10 protein-coding genes and 1 tRNA gene are annotated in these 17630 nt (G+C 38.8%); 5 read left to right on the forward strand and 6 right to left on the reverse strand.

The genetic code is table 11. The annotated features are described in order from the left end of the window. Positions 1–7 precede the first annotated feature (7 nt). The gene (locus tag SKC36_RS09390; protein ID WP_459465682.1) at positions 8–3013 is read right to left on the reverse strand and encodes an amidohydrolase family protein; all 3006 of its coding nucleotides are present in this window, start codon (positions 3011–3013) and stop codon (positions 8–10) included. A gap of 65 nt (positions 3014–3078) precedes the next feature. Continuing rightward, the gene (locus SKC36_RS09395; protein ID WP_459465683.1) at positions 3079–4464 is read right to left on the reverse strand and encodes a DUF6056 family protein; all 1386 of its coding nucleotides are present in this window, start codon (positions 4462–4464) and stop codon (positions 3079–3081) included. 246 nt (positions 4465–4710) lie between these two features. Here SKC36_RS09395 and SKC36_RS09400 point away from each other — a divergent pair, with 246 nt between their 5' ends. Beyond that, on the forward strand, positions 4711–6450 hold the full coding sequence (locus SKC36_RS09400; RefSeq protein WP_459453860.1) for a T9SS type A sorting domain-containing protein: 1740 nt from the start codon (positions 4711–4713) through the stop codon (positions 6448–6450). A gap of 4 nt (positions 6451–6454) precedes the next feature. On the opposite strand, the gene SKC36_RS09405 is transcribed toward SKC36_RS09400, so the two are convergent. Beyond that, positions 6455–6865 (reverse strand): GNAT family N-acetyltransferase, encoded by a 411-nt coding sequence (locus SKC36_RS09405; RefSeq protein ID WP_459465684.1) that lies wholly within the window; start codon positions 6863–6865, stop codon positions 6455–6457. A 130-nt stretch (positions 6866–6995) separates the two neighbouring features. Here SKC36_RS09405 and SKC36_RS09410 point away from each other — a divergent pair, with 130 nt between their 5' ends. Together SKC36_RS09410 and SKC36_RS09415 are read left to right on the forward strand one after the other, a co-directional pair. Continuing rightward, entirely contained in the window at positions 6996–9458 is a 2463-nt protein-coding gene (locus tag SKC36_RS09410; protein ID WP_459465685.1) for a bifunctional YncE family protein/alkaline phosphatase family protein, read from the forward strand. A 40-nt stretch (positions 9459–9498) separates the two neighbouring features. Further along, positions 9499–11466 carry a TonB-dependent receptor plug domain-containing protein gene (locus SKC36_RS09415; RefSeq protein ID WP_459465686.1) on the forward strand — a complete coding sequence of 656 codons (1968 nt, stop codon included), beginning with the start codon at positions 9499–9501 and terminating at the stop codon, positions 11464–11466. Between the two features lie 269 nt (positions 11467–11735). On the opposite strand, the gene SKC36_RS09420 is transcribed toward SKC36_RS09415, so the two are convergent. The 3 genes from SKC36_RS09420 to SKC36_RS09430 all read right to left on the reverse strand — a co-directional run bounded on the left by SKC36_RS09420 (position 11736) and on the right by SKC36_RS09430 (position 15505). Continuing rightward, entirely contained in the window at positions 11736–14153 is a 2418-nt protein-coding gene (locus SKC36_RS09420) for a glycoside hydrolase family 95 protein (protein WP_459465687.1), read from the reverse strand. Positions 14154–14161: 8 nt separating this feature from the next. Continuing rightward, positions 14162–15103 (reverse strand): sugar phosphate isomerase/epimerase family protein, encoded by a 942-nt coding sequence (locus SKC36_RS09425; protein WP_459465688.1) that lies wholly within the window; start codon positions 15101–15103, stop codon positions 14162–14164. 329 nt (positions 15104–15432) lie between these two features. Then, positions 15433–15505 (reverse strand) — tRNA-Phe (locus SKC36_RS09430). Between the two features lie 138 nt (positions 15506–15643). On the opposite strand from SKC36_RS09430, the gene lptB reads away from it, so the two are divergent. Then, a complete protein-coding gene (gene lptB / locus SKC36_RS09435) occupies positions 15644–16375 on the forward strand; it encodes an LPS export ABC transporter ATP-binding protein (protein ID WP_459465689.1) in 732 nt (243 codons plus the stop codon). A gap of 60 nt (positions 16376–16435) precedes the next feature. After that, positions 16436–17563, forward strand: coding sequence for a trans-sulfuration enzyme family protein (locus tag SKC36_RS09440; protein ID WP_459465690.1), 1128 nt, complete (start codon positions 16436–16438; stop codon positions 17561–17563). Positions 17564–17630 lie beyond the last annotated feature (67 nt).

Genomic DNA, 17630 nt, shown 5'->3' on the forward strand with positions numbered 1-17630 from the left:
ATGTCTATTAGTTTTCAGTCAAAACCATACGAGATTGAATACGCTCCCAAAGGCTTTTGTCGTGTTGATGATCTTCTTCGCAATTATTTAACTCTTTGAAGGTGGGTGCAGCCGGACGTGTACTGGCTCCTCCCTTTTTAGCATTTGCCATTTTTTGAACCAAGCGCTGTTTTTCTGCTTTCAAATTCGCTTGTAAAGTCGCGTCCAAGTCACGATCAAAAACAATCATTCCGTCTACAATCGTCTTTTCAGATTTGGCATAAATACTCAATGGATGCGCAGACCACAGCACTAAGTCGGCATCTTTTCCTTCTTTAATACTTCCCACTCGATCAGCCACATGCAACATCTTAGCTGGATTCAGAGTAACCATTTTTAAGGCATCCTCCTCACTCATTCCTGTGTATTTCACAGATTTAGCCGCTTCTTGATTCAATCGTCGAGCCATTTCAGCATCATCTGAATTGATGGCTACATTTACACCATTCTTTTGCATCAAATAAGCATTTTGAGGAATAGCGTCTAATACTTCCATTTTATAATTCCACCAATCACTGAAAGTCGAGGCATTGGCTCCATGCTGTTTCATTTTATCCGCAACTTTATACCCTTCTAAGATGTGAGTAAATGTGTTTACGGTAAAATTAAAGCTCTCTGCTACCTTCATCATGGAATTAATCTCACTCTGCACATAGGAGTGACATGTAATAAATCGCTTCTTATTTAGAATCTCCAACAAGGTTTCCAATTCCAAATCAATTCTTTTTCCTGGCCCTAATTTTTCATATTCCCTAGCCCGAGTAAATGCATCAATCAAGACTTGCTCTACCCCCATTCTAGTATCTGGGAATCGGTTATTAGCGGTATTGTAAGAACGTTTCACGTTTTCACCCAAGGCAAACTTGATAAATGGATCCCAATTAGCAAACTTCATTTGCTCGGCGTTTTGTCCCCAACGAAATTTGATTAATTGGGTTTGACCACCGATCGTATTACAACTTCCGTGTAAAATATGGCTGCTGGTCACACCCCCACTTAATTGCCTATAAATTTCTACATCTTCTGGATCAATCACATCGGCCACGCGCACTTCCGCAGTTACAGATTGTGAACATTCATTGATACCTCCGGTGGCTGCCACATGGGAGTGTTCATCAATGATACCCGCCGTTACGTGCTTATTGGTTCCATCAATTACCTTGGCACTTGCATCCTTTAAATTTTTACCAATCGAGACAATTTTTCCATTCTTTACCAATACGTCCGTCTCCTTTAAAATTCCTTGTTTTTCATTGGTCCAAACAGTGGTATTTTTTATTAATATATTTTCCTGTTTGGGCTTACTCTTTTGACCAAAACCATTAAATGGATAAACCAAAGCGCCTAAGGATTCATCTTCTGTTTTCTTTTCCTTTTTATCTGATTTTGCCTCTTCCATAGCCCCCTCACGAGTAGCTTTCCAACTAACCCAATCTCCTGAGGCTAATTGCCCTGTACCAAACCAATTAGCCCCTTGTTGAGTCCCAGTCAAACGAACCCTTTTGCCTGCGTCTGCTTTCTTGCTAAATACTAAATTGACTAATTGATCTTTTTGGCTTAATTCAACCTGGATGGTATCGGCACCTTGTAAAGTAGCTTTTAAATCCGATTTGACTACCAAAGTATATTTTTCAGGTCCTAATTGGAAGGCATATTTCCCACTTAAATTTGACCAGGCGTCGATCTGTACCCCATAGCCAATTCCTTGGACCCAGTTCTCGACCATTTGGGTTTTATCTTGAAATATTGGACCCGTTGTAATTAAGAAATTGGCCAATTTCCCTGATTCTAAAGTACCAACTTGGTCAGCAATTCCCAAGAGCTGTGCAGGTGTGGTAGTCAAGGCTTCCATTGCTTTTTGCTCCGAAAGGCCCATTTGAATTGCCTTTTTTAGGTTGGCAAGGAAAGAAGTTGTTTCCCTTAAACCGTGTGTTGTAAGGGCAAAAGGAATGCCTGCCTTTTCAAAAGCCGCTGGATTGGTTGGAGCTAACTCCCAATGCTTTAATTCAGCCACATTCACAAAACGAGCGTCGGTTGGATCTTCCAAATCCATCGCTTGAGGAAAAGCTAAAGGCAAAATGAAGCTCGCTTGGGTTGTTTTAATATCTTCCATGCGCTGGTACTCATCACCTGCCGCTTTGATGATATATTGTATACCAAATTCATCTCCAATCTTGTCTGCACGTAAAGCCGACCATTTATCACTTACTTCAAAAATTTGAGGTAAAGACAAATGCTCATTAAAAGAGGACAAACTCAGGTTTAAGCCTTCTTTTACCGGTTTGGATTTATACCATTGGGCATCTAAAAAATTCTGCCTTAATAAAGCCACGCTCCCCATCAAGGAAGTTGGATAATCTTGGGTAGATGAACCTTTGCTAAAAGAATAATGAGCCGAGGCCTTTTCTTTTAAAATAACCAAGTTTTCTTTCTGATTAGCCAAGCTCACAATCGCACCAGCTCCTCTAGAAATTCCATCCATTTGATGCGTCAGTACCACACCAAAACCTGCTTGTCGCAATTCATTTGCTTTGGCTTCATTGACATTAAATAATTTCACGTGGGCTACCTCCGACTTTAAAGCTTGATTCCAAGAATAAGGCCCTTTGGTATTGGATAACATTTGAGATGGAGCTCGGTAGCTTGCTCCTCCACTGGAAATGGCTGGAGTTCCATAATCGGTATACATATCGATAAAGGAAGGATAAATAAACTTACCTTGGCAATCTAGGACAACGGCTTCCTTGGGGATTGGTATATTAACTCCTACTTGCTCAATTTTCCCTTGACGAATGATTAGAGTGGCATCAGTTAAGGTAGTTTTAGTATCCTTCACAATGGTTGCATGAGTGAAAGCATAGTATCCTTTTCTTGGATTGGCCACATCATTGAGTGGATAGGTTGTTTGGCCAAATATGGGAATAATAATGAGCCAAAGGTAGGCTAAAGCCCCCCAGGTAAAAAGGTGTTTCATGTTAAGTTTATTAATGAATTTTAAAGGTATTGAATGCTTAGAGTTTTATTAACCTGTATTGACATTCAATTGTTTTTAAGTCGAACTTGTTTTTTGCCATAATATTTGGCTATGCATTTACACCACAAGTGACTTGAGTCGCTAGAAATTTCCTCATTAAATAAAAAGGCAGATTTAGTTTGAATAGCAGGTATCTCCACCTGAGCGTCAGTAGTTTGTTGGATTGCATCAAACCTTGCTTTTTGCTCTTTGGCAAATTGAAAAGCAGTCCCTGAACTAATTTCAGCGGCCATCAGTCGAGCACTTTTACTGTAATGCATGTTGGGCAAAATTAGTAGCATGATCAAAACTTGGACGGGGAATTTAAACTTTTCTGGAAGTGTCCATGCTATTTTTTGGTGTAGGATAAAACTAGAATATCCTGAAGCCATCAACAAATACATAAACAATAGACTCAAAGTACGGTTAGGAATTCCTGATTCATCTAAAGCTAAAGAAATAGGCAAAAAGCTCAAATAATACCCCAAAGCAAATATACCCATCAAACCTAGAAAGCTAGTCCAAGAGATCACAGATGCCTTTTTTTGACCTGTACCGAATAAGATAATCCAAAGATTCATTAGCCAAAAAAGAGGCTCTTTTGAAAATAAAATAAGCTGTTTTCCTGCACTTTTAGCCGCCTCCAACAGGCCGTCAATGAGGGCAATATGTTTAGTAGCACGTATGGCATTCCCTGGAGCCAAAATGACCAATGCCAAACCAATGACCCAGACGATTCCCAAAAGCCAAAGTTCTGGTTCTATCTTTTTGATTTTTATCAGTCGATATAGCTGTAAACACCCAAATACAGTGGAAAAGAAAATCATGGTGATTTCACTACTACCAATTAGAAAAAATAGCACAAGGGGCAAAAGGAAAAAACGAATCACTTTCGCTTTTTCAAAATAATAAAGGTTGAAAAACAGGATGACCAGCTGAAAAGAAAGTGGGTAAAAGAGCCCAGAAAACCAAAAATACCATTCATAAAAGCCTGGAATGGTATACCATCCTATGGCTTGAAAAACCAAAGCACTCCAAAGTACCTTGGAACTCTGCCAAGATTGCTGATAGATGTTTTTAAATAAATATAGTGCATTGGCCAATCCCAGCACCATGAGCAGCCAAGTTCCCCATTTGAAATAGCCGAAATCTGGACTAAAAATTAATGGATTGAGATGTAACATGATGTTGCCAAAATAGCGGCCACTCCACCCGATATAATATTGATAGGCACCTCCAAAAACTCCATATTCTTTCCCAACCCAGGCAAAACAAAAATCGTCGGTAATATTGGGGCCGTTAGCTAATGCCATAGTCCCCATCAGATAGACCATCATTCCCCAAAAAATAAAGCCTAAGGAAAGAAGAGTAAGGGATTTAATCCGAGCTTTGGATAGGTTAGTTTGGGACATGTTTGAAAATATAGAACCCTGTAAAAGACAGGTATGTGGTAAAAATACGGATAAAAATCAAAAAAATTAAACCCTTGAAGAGTTTGAATCAGGATCTCATAATAAGAAAATGAACCACACCGGGGAATAAATTAATGGCGTATTGCACGGAAAGGAATGAATAAATTTAAAAATATTGATACCTTGTACAGGGTTTCCTAAATATATTTGTCAGAAGTTTTCAGCTAGGGAAAGAAAAGCATATCCATGATTCATCGAATTTTAATTTTTTGTTGCCTCTTAAGTTTTTGTATTAAAACAGAGTTGAGTGCCCAAAAAATTGGTGATTTTGTATTCAATAAATTACCTCAGAATTATCACTTTTATCCTAGGGACGATAAAAACAAAGCTGATATTCCTATCGTAGCCGATATTACTAATAAATCCATCACGGCGGTTTCAGTGAAGATTTTCAGAAATGGAAACTTATTTAAATACGATAAAACAGCCTTAACAGCCGGCAATCCTTATAAAAACAAATTTAGTATCAATGCGGAATTAGCAGAATATGACGTTGAGGTCTATCAGTTCATTGGCTTAGATTCTAGCTTGGTTGTCAAAAGGAAAAACATAGTCGCAGGAGATGCCTTTTTAGTGAGTGGGCAGTCCAATGCCTGGATTGGTCCCATTGATGATAAAGTATTTCAAGGAGAATATTTAAGGTCCTTTGGGGCGGTTCAAGCTCCGGATAATTATGGACCATATAAATTAGCCGATACCTTGTGGTCTTTGGCAACCGATCAAGCCAGAGTAGGCCCATGGGTTTCTGAAATTGCTAAATACTTAATCGAGTCCGAAAAAATCCCTTTTTGTTTTATTAATTCTGCTGCTGGTGGCTCCAACATCGATTTCCATTTAATCCTAGATGGTGATTTAAAAGCTCCTTATGGTGGAAATATCATGCTTTATAAAGCCATAAAAGCAGGGGTAATTGATAAGGTGCAGGCCATTATTTACCGACAAGGTGAAGCAGAATCTACCCTTCCGGCGGGCAGCCCTTTCGACTGGTGGTGGAAATTTGATCAGTTAAAAACGAAGTATAAGAAGTATTTCCCCAGTGCTAAGTATGTTTTTTGTCCTCAGACTAACGTTTATGAATTCCAATATTCACCCGCTGCTTTAGTAAGAGAAAACCAACGTGCCCAATATACGAACGACCTATATGTTAAGTCATTTGCTACCGTTGGAACCAAGCAATTTGATGGTTTACACTATGGAAATGAAGGTTATCGCCAAAGTGGATTTGAACAATTCCGAATCATTTCTGCGGAAATTTATAAGCGCCCTTGGGATAAGCAGGTCTATAGTCCGAATGTGGTTAAAGCCTATTTCAAATCAAAATCCGAAACAAGGAAGTTGTACTTGGAATTTGAGCAAGGTCAAATAATGGTGGCTCCTACTGATACCACCTTTATAGATCCAACAGGAAAAACTCAAAAGCGCATCATGAAAGATAATTTCTTTTATGATGGTATTAATGCGGTAAGTGCCGCCAAATACATTGACAATATCGAAGTGGAAGGGAATAAGGTCATTCTTAACTTAAACCAAGAATACCCAAGCGAGATTATCAGTTATCTACCAGATTATTTTAGGGAGTTTTATAATTTCAATAAAGCACCATTCCCGGGGCCTTTTCTTAGAAATAAGGCTGGTATGAGAGCTTTTGCTTTCTCTGGAATTCCCATTGTGCGCCTAGATCAAAACTTTGATTTTAGTATAGGACCTAATCCAGCAGTAGATAACATTACCATCCGCTGGCAAAATATGTCGACTGGTACTTTAAAAATCTATGACATGAAAGGTAATATAGTTTTTGAAGACACCTACCTAGCTGTTTTTTTCAAGGTGGTGGATTTATCCAAATTACCTGCGGCTAATTACTTTTTGAGTACCACGGGGCTTGATGGCTCAACTATCACCAAGCGCTTAGCGATAGTTAAATAGAGCTTTATCGAATTTCATTGACATCATCAATGAAAAAGCAATGCTCATGTCTTTGCATGCCAATTTTAGGATAATAGCCTTGAGCTGCAGGAGCCGCTAACAATATTAATTTGGCCCTAGGGTGTAATTTTTTCACTCGAATCAGTAATTCTTTTCCAATCCCTCGATGTTGATAGTCAACATCAACGGCTAAATCTGCCAAATAGATGGTGTAAACAAAATCCGTCATTCCTCTGGCTAAGCCAACTAATTTATCTCCATCATAAGCCCCCACATAAACGTTAGCATGATCTAGCATGGTTTGCATGGCTGCGAAATCGTGCATAGGTCTTCTTTGTCCTAAAGTAGACCTTTCCAAAATGTCCATAAAATCCTTTAGTTCAATTATTGGATTTTCTCGGTAGCTAATTTCCATTTGATATACATTTTATTCATTCAAATCTAGTTTCGGCCTTTGTGTAGCATTTTACCAAATCATTAAAAAATGATTTCAGGATTCATTTATTTAAAAATGCTTGTAAATTGAACAATCAAAACCTTTCACTATGAAAATACATTTTTCTAAAAGCCTTTTTTTAGGCTTAGCCTGCTCATTCTTGATGGGTCACCCAATGCTGGGCCAAGGTAGCAGCAAATTACAACAAGATTTACAAAAAAAGAGGGTAAGACTACCTAATGGCTGGAAATTATCCCCCCATGGAAAATCTCTTTCCCTAGGTGATTTGCCACTAAATTTAGCGGTAACGGCCAACAAACAATGGATGGTGGCGACTAATAATGGCCAAAGCATACAAAGTTTACAATTAATCGATACTCAATCGAACGAGGTAGTACATAGTGTAGAAGTAGCCAAATCTTGGTACGGCTTAGCTATTTCAAAAGACAATAAAACTGTTTATGCCTCCGGTGGGAATGACAATAAAGTGTTAAAGTTTGAAATAAGTAATAAACAACTCGTTGCGAAGGGTTCTATTTCATTAACGGATAAAGCAAAAGACATCATTTCTCCAACAGGCATGGCTTTGGATGATGAACGTGGAATATTATATGTTGTATCCAAAGACAATAATAAACTCTATTTGGTGGATGTTCGTCAGAATAAGGTAAGCGAATCATTTGCCTTACCTGCTGAAGGATTTACGTGTATATTAAGTCCCAATAGAGAAAAATTGTATATCTCCATTTGGGGAGGTGCTCAAGTGCTACCTTTTAATTGCCAGTCAAAAAGCTTTGACAAAGGCATAGCCGTAGGCGATCACCCAAATGAGATTTTATTGACCAAAGATGGTAAAACTTTGTTTGTAGCAAATGCCAACGATAATTCAGTTTCTGTAATCAATACAAGCAATCATCAAGTAATAGAAGTATTAAATGCTGCCTTATTTCCAAATGCTTTAGAAGGTTCTTCTACTAACGGATTGGCCCTGTCAGAGGATGAGGAAAGGCTATATATATCAAATGCAGACAATAACTGCTTGGCAGTATTTGAAGTGGAAAAGCCTGGAAAATCTAAATCATTAGGCTTTATTCCTGTAGGATGGTATCCTACCGCCGTAAAGGTAATTGGAAAAACAGTCTACGTAGCCAATGGAAAAGGATTTTCTTCCTTTGCCAACCCCAAAGGACCAAATCCATTAGCTAAAATTCAAAAAGTAACCTACCAGCAAGCAGATAATGAGAGAAAGGCAAAAGTAGAATACATTGGAGGCTTAATGAAAGGTACAATGTCTTTATTTCAAGAGCCAACAGGTGCTGAATTAGCTATACTTTCCCGTGCTGTGTATACCAATACACCCTACAATAAGCAGATTGAACTTCAAGCCAAAGGGGAAAAAGGAAACCCCATACCTTCCCGAGTTGGAGGAAAGTCACCCATAAAATATGTGTTTTATATTTTAAAAGAAAACCGCACTTACGATCAGGTGTTAGCTGATGTAAAGGGTGGTAATGGCGATTTATCTTTGCTTTTATTTGGAGAGAAAGTTACTCCTAACCAACATAAATTAGTGAAAGACTTTGTCTTACTCGATAATTTTTATGTAGATGGAGAAGTGAGTTCGGACGGTCACAACTGGTCTACTTCAGCTCATGCGACGGATTATTTAGAAAAAACATGGCCAACGGGTTATGGCGGAAGAGGAGGAAAATATGACGGAGAGGGGAATCGCAGCATTGCTAATCCTAAAAATGGATTTATTTGGGATTACTGCAAAAGAGCAGGTGTTTCATATAGAACTTATGGAGAATTTGCAGATGATTTCAAACCCAATATCCAGTCTATTGCTGGGCATTTTTGTCCAGATTTTCCTTCTTTCGACCAGAAAATCATGGATACGCTTCGTTTCCATCGTTGGAAAAAGGATTTTGATGCCTTATTAGCCAAAAACCAGGTTCCTCAATTTAATTCATTGAGATTCCCGAATGACCATACCGAAGGTCAAAAACTGGGTTCTTATACACCTACGGCCTTTGTGGCAGAAAATGACTATGCCATTGGTTTATTCGTAGAGCATCTATCAAAATCTAAAATTTGGAAAGAAACTGCCATTTTTATCGTGGAAGATGATGCTCAAAATGGATCAGATCACGTAGATGCACACCGAACTACGGCTTATGTTGCGGGAGGTTTTGTTAAAAGAGGTTTTGTAGATCATACTCCTTATTCTACTTCTTCTATGTTGAGAACCATGGAATTAATCTTAGGATTACCGCCAATGAGCCAGTATGATGCCGCAGCTACGCCGATGTATAGATGCTTTACTTCCAAAGCCGATCTTAGACCTTTCCAACATATAGCTCCTCAAGTAGATATTTTTGAAAAGAACAAAGCCGATACAGAAAGTGCTCGTTTAAGTGAAAAACTTGATTTCTCTAAGGAAGATGCTATTCCTGATTTAGTATTAAATCAAATTATTTGGAAATCAGTACATGGCGAGCATTCTGAAATGCCAGCTCCACGCCGAGCAGCCATTTTAAATACGAAAGAAGACGATGAGGATGAGGATTAAAATTTTCGTTTATATTTTTTTGATTTTAATGAGCCAAAGGGTGTCGCTATTTGCACAAAAAAATGCTAGCGACACCTTACAGAATATCGTTGTCAGTGCCAGTAGAAGCGCCCAAAACGCCCTAAAATCACCGTATTCCATTCAAGTTTGGACAGATTCTTCAATCCAACAAAAAAGTGCCAGGACTAGTCCTGAGCTTTTGATGAATATGCCAGGCATTTTCCTTCAAAAAACCAATCAAGGAGGAGGTTCTATGTTCGTGAGAGGACTAACGGGGAATCAAACCCTTTTGATGCTTGATGGCATCAGATTTAATAATTCCACTTTTCGGTATGGGCCTAATCAATACCTTAATACCATTGACCCCTTCACGCTGGAAAAAGTAGAAAGTGTCATGGGTTCTGGTGCAGTGCAATATGGCTCAGATGCTTTAACGGGAGTTATTCATCTATATAGCCAAAGGCCACAATTTAGTCCGAATCCCTCTTTACAAGTTAACTTACAATCGCGTTGGGCAAGTAGTGACATGGAAAATTCCTATCAAGGAAAAATCATGTATAGTGAGAAAAAATGGGGATTATTGGTTGCTGGATCTAGTAAAAAATTTGGTGATTTAATCCGCGGAAATCAATTAGGAGCACAAAGTCCAAGTGCTTATCGAGAGGGTTCATACATGTTAAAGTTTAGGCATCAAGCAAGCAGATTTTTTGAATGGGAGATCGGTCACCAACAATTGGTTCAATCCAATGTGCCCGTTTATCATAAAATAGTCTTGGAAAACTTTGCCATTAATGAGATGGAAAAGCAAAAATATGAACGTGTCTATTGGAAAGGAATTGTTACGACCCAACAAGCTTGGGCAAAAAAAATTATAGGAACTTTAGCCTATCAGTCTAGTTTAGAAAACCGAAGAGCACAGAAAAATGGCAGTAGTATATTACGGGTTGAATCTGATCAAGTGAATACACAAAGTGTGAGTATCGATATTGAAAGCCAATGGAGCAAGTATTGGTCTTCTACCTCAGGTTTTGAAATATACCATGATGCAGTAGGAAGCTCAAGGGCCGACATCAATCAAAATACCCTAAAAAACACTCCTTTGAGAGGGCTTTATCCCGATCAATCGAAATATGAGCAGAGCTCCATTTTTTCTTTACATCATATCCGAATTCCCCATTACCAAATTGAGTTAGGCTTACGATGGCATCAAGTCAAAGCCACCTTACCAGATACCACCTTAGGCTTAAGCATTGTTCAAAACCAAGCTATGGTTTATACTGCGGGAATAAGTAGATTTTTAGGCCTTAATTCTTCCATTTTTATATCTAGTAGTTCTGGATTTCGTTCTCCTAATTTAGATGATTTAGGAAGCTTAGGAATTGTTGATTTTAGGTATGAAAAACCAGCTTACCAATTAAAACCTGAGTACTCTTTAAACTTGGAAATGGGTTATAAATTTGAAAATTATCGTTTTCGTCAACAAGTTTCTGTTTTTAGAACTAGCCTAAGCAATTTAATTACCCGTGTGAAAACATCTACCGTCATACAAGGATATCCTGTTTATGAAAAAAGGAATGTGGAAGAGAGTTATTTAGCAGGTGGAGAATGGTCGGGATTATATAAAATCAATCCAAAAAGTGCTTTACAAGGACAACTATCCTATGTCTTTGGTCAAAATTTGACACAAAATGAACCTATGCGCCGAATCCCCCCCTTGCATGGATCTATTCAATATTTGATTCAAACGGGTCGATTTACTTCCCAAATAGAACAGGTTTTTGCCCTTAGTCAAAACCGCTTAAGTAGCGGTGATAAATCGGATAATCGGATGAATCCTTTAGGTACTGCGGGCTGGGGGATTGTCAATTTACAAACAACCTATTCCCGTAAGCATTGGCAATTAAGCCTTCAGCTTCAAAATTTAGGTGATGTAGATTACCGCATGCATGGCTCTGGCATCAATGGCGTAGGTAGAAGCATCTGGGGACAGTTTCAGGTATTTCTTTAGAATGAAGAATGTGGAATGAAGAATGTAGAATGTAGAATGAAGAATTATTATGGGTATACATACTCTCTAGGTGTAGTACTTCTATTTTCCAGCTAATCCCAAAATATACATTCTACTAAATAAAGCCGCAACCGGAGAGAATCAACTATTGCTAGAACTGAACAATAGAGAAAAATCTTCATTCTTCATTCTACATTCCTCATTCTTCATTCTACATTCCTCATTCCTCATTCTTCATTCTACATTCTTCATTCTTCATTCTTCATTCCCTACAATATTCTCACTTTTTTCCCCTTCGCAATGTTTATTTCCTGAGATTTTCCATTGACGAATAATGAAGTTTTACCACCTGGAACACCTTTGATGAATAATTGTACTACTTTACCATTTTTCCAGGCCATATCAATTTCAAATCCACCTCTGGCTTTTAATCCTTTCACCTCTCCCTCTACTTTCCATTCGTCTGAAATAGCAGGCAAAAGATAAATTTTATTCATGTCGGATTGTACTAACATCTCTGCTACAGCGGCCGCTCCTCCAAAGTTTCCGTCTATTTGGAAAGGAGGATGAGCATCAAATAAATTCGGGTAGGTTCCACCTCCACGGCGATACTCAATTTTAACACCGTCGGGTTCAACATACTTCAACAACTCACGGTACATTTTATAGGCATGATTTCCGTCTTTTAATCTAGCCCATAAATTAATCCGCCATCCTTTAGACCAGCCCGTTGTTTCATCTCCTTTTATTTCCAAGGTTCTTTTAGCGGCATCGGTTAATTTAGGCGTATTTTCCACGGTAAGATGGGTTCCTGGAAATAGTCCAAATAAGTGACTTTGATGTCTGTGAGTAGGTTCAACATCTTCCCAGTCAAAATACCATTCTTGCAAGTTTCCTTTTTTACCCACTTGATAAGGGTACAATTTCTTGATGGCATCCTGAAGCTGTTGACTGAAAGCCGCGTCTTGTTTTAAAATTTTATCTGCCTCAATCAGGTCTTGAAAAAGCTCACGAATCATGGCCAAATCAGCAGCTCCTCCATAAACTGTTTCTCCTTGGTATCCGCTAGGTGTGATGTAGCGGTTTTCTGGAGAAGTGGATGGAGAGGTAATTAAGTTTCCATTCTTATCTTGAATTAGCATGGCCAAACAAAATTCGGCTGCACCTTTCATTAGGGGATAAGCCTTCTCTTTCAAGAACTTTTGATCTTTAGTAAAACTATAATGTTCCCATAAATGGGTTGCTGCCCAAGCACCACCCATGTACCAGTTAGCCCAACTAGGGGAACCGTTTCCAAAATCTCCTACAGGATTTGTCATCGCCCAGATGTCAGAATTATGGTGCACTGTCCAGCCTGGAGCATCATAAAATGTTTTGGCCGTGATTTTTCCCGTTTTTTCTAGGTTCTCAATGAAACTTAAGAAAGGAACATGCATCTCCGATAAATTCGTATTCTCGGCAAGCCAATAATTCTCTTCTGCGTTAATGTTCATGGTGTAATTACTACTCCATGGTGGTTGGATGTGTGGATTCCATAAACCTTGTAAATTAGCTGGAACACCAGGAGTTCTGGAACTAGATATCAACAAATAGCGACCAAATTGAAAATACAAAGTCTCTAAATATGGGTCTTTTTCACCTTTGGCATACCTTTTTAATCGGTCATCGGTAGGTAGTTCGGGGGCTTGTTCTCCACCCAAGCGGAGATTCACTCGATTGAAAAATTGTTGGTAATCTTGAATATGTCGAGCGCGCATTTCCACGACTGTTTTTCGACTGGCCACTTGCAATTGTTCTTGGGCAATCGCGTCATCATTTAAACCTTGGCTATTAGGGTTTTTATCAAAGCCATTGAAGCTGGTAGCCAAAGAAACTAAAATGGTGGCTTCTGTGGCATTAGCTAGGCTGACAGTACTATCCGTTTTTGATACTTGTCCATCTGTGGATTGTAATAAGACATCAGCGGAGAAACGGGTCCCTTGATTTTCTTTAAAAATGATGGGATTCCCTTTTTTTCTGACATAATTAGGTTCTGCTCGAACAGGAGCCACACCTTGAAAATGCAAATGGTTGATCGTAGATTTCGACTTATATTTTAATTGCGAACCAAATCGAACACTAAAGTTGAGTCCTTTGGCTTGAGAACTTTTCAAGTGAATGACTAAAATTTTGTCAGGAGAGGACACAAAATACTCCTTAGAAATAGTTTGATTTCCTGCTTCATATTTCACGGAGGCAATTGCCTTTTCTAAATCCAATTCTCGATAATAATTCTTTACTGGACTTGATTTGAAATCAATGTATAAGTCGCCAAGCGGGGCATAAGACTCAGAAAATTTACCTTGTAATTTTCGAACCAAAGAATCTGCCAATTTATAGTTTTCATTTTTCAGCGCCTCTCGAACAGCAGGAAGATGTTTATAAGCTTGCGGATTCATATAAGGATCCATGGGCTCGCCTGACCAAAGAGTGATATCATTTAGATGAATCTTATCGGTTTCTGTGCCACCGTATACAGTTGCACCAATTCGACCATTTCCTAAAACCAGGGCTTCTTCAAAATATTGGGCAGGTTTATTATACCAAAGCTTGAGTTTTTTTGCGGGGGCAAGGTTAGCGGGTTTTAGCGCAATGGATCCAAAGGTAATTCCGCACAAGAGCGCTAGCAGTAAACTTAATTTTTTCATGAATTTGATTAAACTTTATATTGGGCATTAACTCGTTGAACCACGGCCTTCATTTTCTCTAGGCCTGTTTTTGCCACAACTAATGGATCTTGAGCGTAAAGCTGTTTATTAAATAATTCTAAGGAGAGTACTACGGGCTGAGCACTAGGTTTTAGAGCATGTACAATTTTATCAATTGGCGCTTCTCCATCACCCGCATAAATACGATCTGCATCTTTTATTTGTTCAGGCTTGATGGTAGTGACATAGTCATTGATATGAAAAATCTCAATGGAATTTTCTCCAACCAAATGAAGACTTTCATGGCTAGATCCTCCTTTATAAATATGAAATACGTCTAACAATAAACGTGCTTTAGCGTGTCCACTTTCTGCTGCAACGAATAGTACATCAGCTACCCGATGCAAATTTTTGGAATGGCCCCACATTTCTAATTGAGGGATTACATTCATTTGTTCTCCCAATTCTAATATCCTTCGGTAACGTTCTGCGGCAGCTTTTAAGTTTAAACCTGCTTCTAAAGTGGCTCCCATTGGAGGAGCAGCAGTACGTTTACAACCTAAATCAGCCAATATAGCCATTTCTCTTTTTAATTGCTCTATTCCCTTATTACGGGTTGTTGAATCATCCACTATCCATTGAGCAAAGCCAATTGCATTTTCAATGCTTAACCCTAGGTCGGAAATACGTTTTTTGGCATCCGCGATGGTTCCTCCTCCGGCTAAGTATTTTTCTAGGGTCGGCATCCAAATTTCCACGGATCGGAAGCCTGCTTGAGATGCCACTTCTAATTCTTTGATAAAACCTAAATTTTGACCCATGATGGTACTTAGGTTTAAACTCAAACGAAAGGTTTTCTTGTTTGGGGTGTTTTGGACAGAAGAAAGCTGAGGCAATAGCCCCAAACTAGCTGTAGCACTTGAGGCCTTCAATATGTCCCTTCGACTCATTTTCATAGTAATTATCAGGTTAAAATCAGTTTAGTGATATTATTTGCGCACCTATTTGACAAATGAATGGTAGATTTGTCTACTCAGGTTTATCGATTAAAGTTTGTTTGTTAGGGTTGTCAATCAAGGTTATCAATTAGGTTATCAATTAAGATTTGTCAATTAAGATTTGTCAACTTTTTAAAAGTTGACAAATCTGGGTTAACAAATCTGAGTTGACAAATCTCTAAAGCCTAAAATAAATAGCTAATCTAACAGAAACAAATCTAATCCAATATGTAGATAAAAAAAAGACCCCAACTTTCGTCAGGGTCTTTCTAAAATTGAAGTGGTAGAGCCCGGACTCGAACCGGGGACACACGGATTTTCAGTCCGATGCTCTACCAACTGAGCTACTCCACCTCAATTGCCCGATTGCTTTCGGGATTGCAAAAGTAGGAATATTTTTTAAAAATGGCAATCTCGCAAATAAAAAAAATGAAAAAGCTTGGAATGAGCAATCTGCTTGCTGACCCCAACTCTTTTCCCTATTTTTGAAATATGATCCTAAGAACAGAAAATCTGGTAAAAAAATATGGCCAACGTTTGGTCAATGACCACATTAGCTATCAGGTTGCACAAGGAGAAATCGTTGGACTTTTGGGGCCAAATGGTGCAGGGAAAACCACTTCATTTTATATAGCCACTGGATTGGTAAAGCCCAATGAGGGAAAAGTCTATTTGGATGATTTAGATGTTACCCACCTACCCATGTACAAGCGGGCAAGGCTAGGCATAGGCTATTTAGCTCAGGAAGCGTCTGTGTTCAGAACACTTACTGTGGAAGAAAACATTCTAGCCGTCCTAGAAATGACTTCTTTAAGTAAAAGCGAGCAAAAAGAAAAAACAGAGGTGCTTTTAGAAGAGTTCTCTTTGACCCATGTGAGAAAAAGTTTAGGACAAGTCTTATCAGGGGGAGAACGTAGACGTACTGAAATTGCACGAGCCTTAGCTGTAGATCCCAAGTTTATCCTTTTGGACGAACCCTTTGCTGGTGTAGACCCCATCGCAGTAGAAGAAATCCAAAGTATAGTTGCTAAGTTAAAATATCGAAATATTGGCATCTTAATTACCGATCATAATGTGGATGAAACTCTATCCATCACTGACCGTGCCTATTTGTTATTTGAAGGCAGAATCCTAAAAGCGGGAACACCACAAGAATTAGCCGATGATGAGCAAGTTCGTCGCCTGTATTTGGGTAAGAATTTCGAATTAAGAAAGAAAAACTAATCAGTTGTTAGGTATATTGAATGAAGTATGTAGAATGAAGAATGTAGAATTTCAATATTTATGAAAAAAGAAACCCTTGCCATACACAGTACCCATTTAAAAGATGAAACAGCGGCTTCTATAGCTGCTCCCATCTTTTTAAGCACCACTTTTGAGCGTTCTGAAGACGGGACTTATCCCAAAGGGCACATGTATTCAAGAAACTCAAGCCCCAACAGAGAAGTATTAGAAAAAGGTTTAGCTGCATTGGAAGGTGGCAGTCGAGCATTTGCTTTTAGTTCGGGTTTAGCAGCAGTCAATGCCGTATTTCAATGCTTAAAATCAGGTGATCATATTTTAATGCCTTCTGTAGGCTATTATGCCAGCTATAAACTGGCCGAAGAAATTTTAGGACCATGGGGATTACAAGTTTCACAGGTCGACATGACGGACCTGGTCGCTATTAAAAATGCTATTCAATCAAATACCAAGCTGATTTGGGTAGAGTCACCAGCTAACCCTTTATTAAGTTTGAGCGATATTGAGGGAATCTGCCAAATTGCCGGAAAATTGGGCATCAAAGTGGGGGTTGACAATACCTTAGCTAGCCCTATTTTACAGAACCCAATTGCCTTCGGAGCCGATATCGTCATGCATGCTACTACCAAATATATAGGCGGACACTCTGACATATTAGGAGGAGCCATTATCCTCAAAAATGATGATGATTGGGCGCACAGAATCCAGCGAGTTCAGATTTTAATGGGTGCTACGCCAAATCCGCTTGATTGTTACTTACTAGCCCGTGGCTTAAAAACACTCGCTTTGAGGATGAGAGAACACAGCAGAAATGCCGCCATTTTGGCAGAAAAACTAGAAAATCATCCTGCTGTAGAAAAAGTTCATTACCCAGGGCTACCAAGTCACCCACAGTTTGAATTAGCTAGAAAACAAATGCCCATCGGACAAAGTGGCATGATTGCTATTCAACTCAAAGCCACCGAAAGTACTACACAACATTTCGCTTCAACACTACAATTATTCCAACAAGCCACCAGTTTAGGGGGAGTTGAAAGCCTAATTGAACACCGAAAATCCATTGAAGGACCGCAAAGTACTACACCTGGAAATTTATTGCGCATATCAGTGGGATTAGAACATGTGGATGATTTATGGGCAGATTTACAAGCTGCGTTAGATAAATTATAAAAAGAAGATGTTCTTTTTATCGAGCATATTAGTAAATTAAGGGAATAGATTATTTTACAGTTCAATC

It is taken from the genome of Aquirufa sp. OSTEICH-129A (assembly GCF_054558355.1).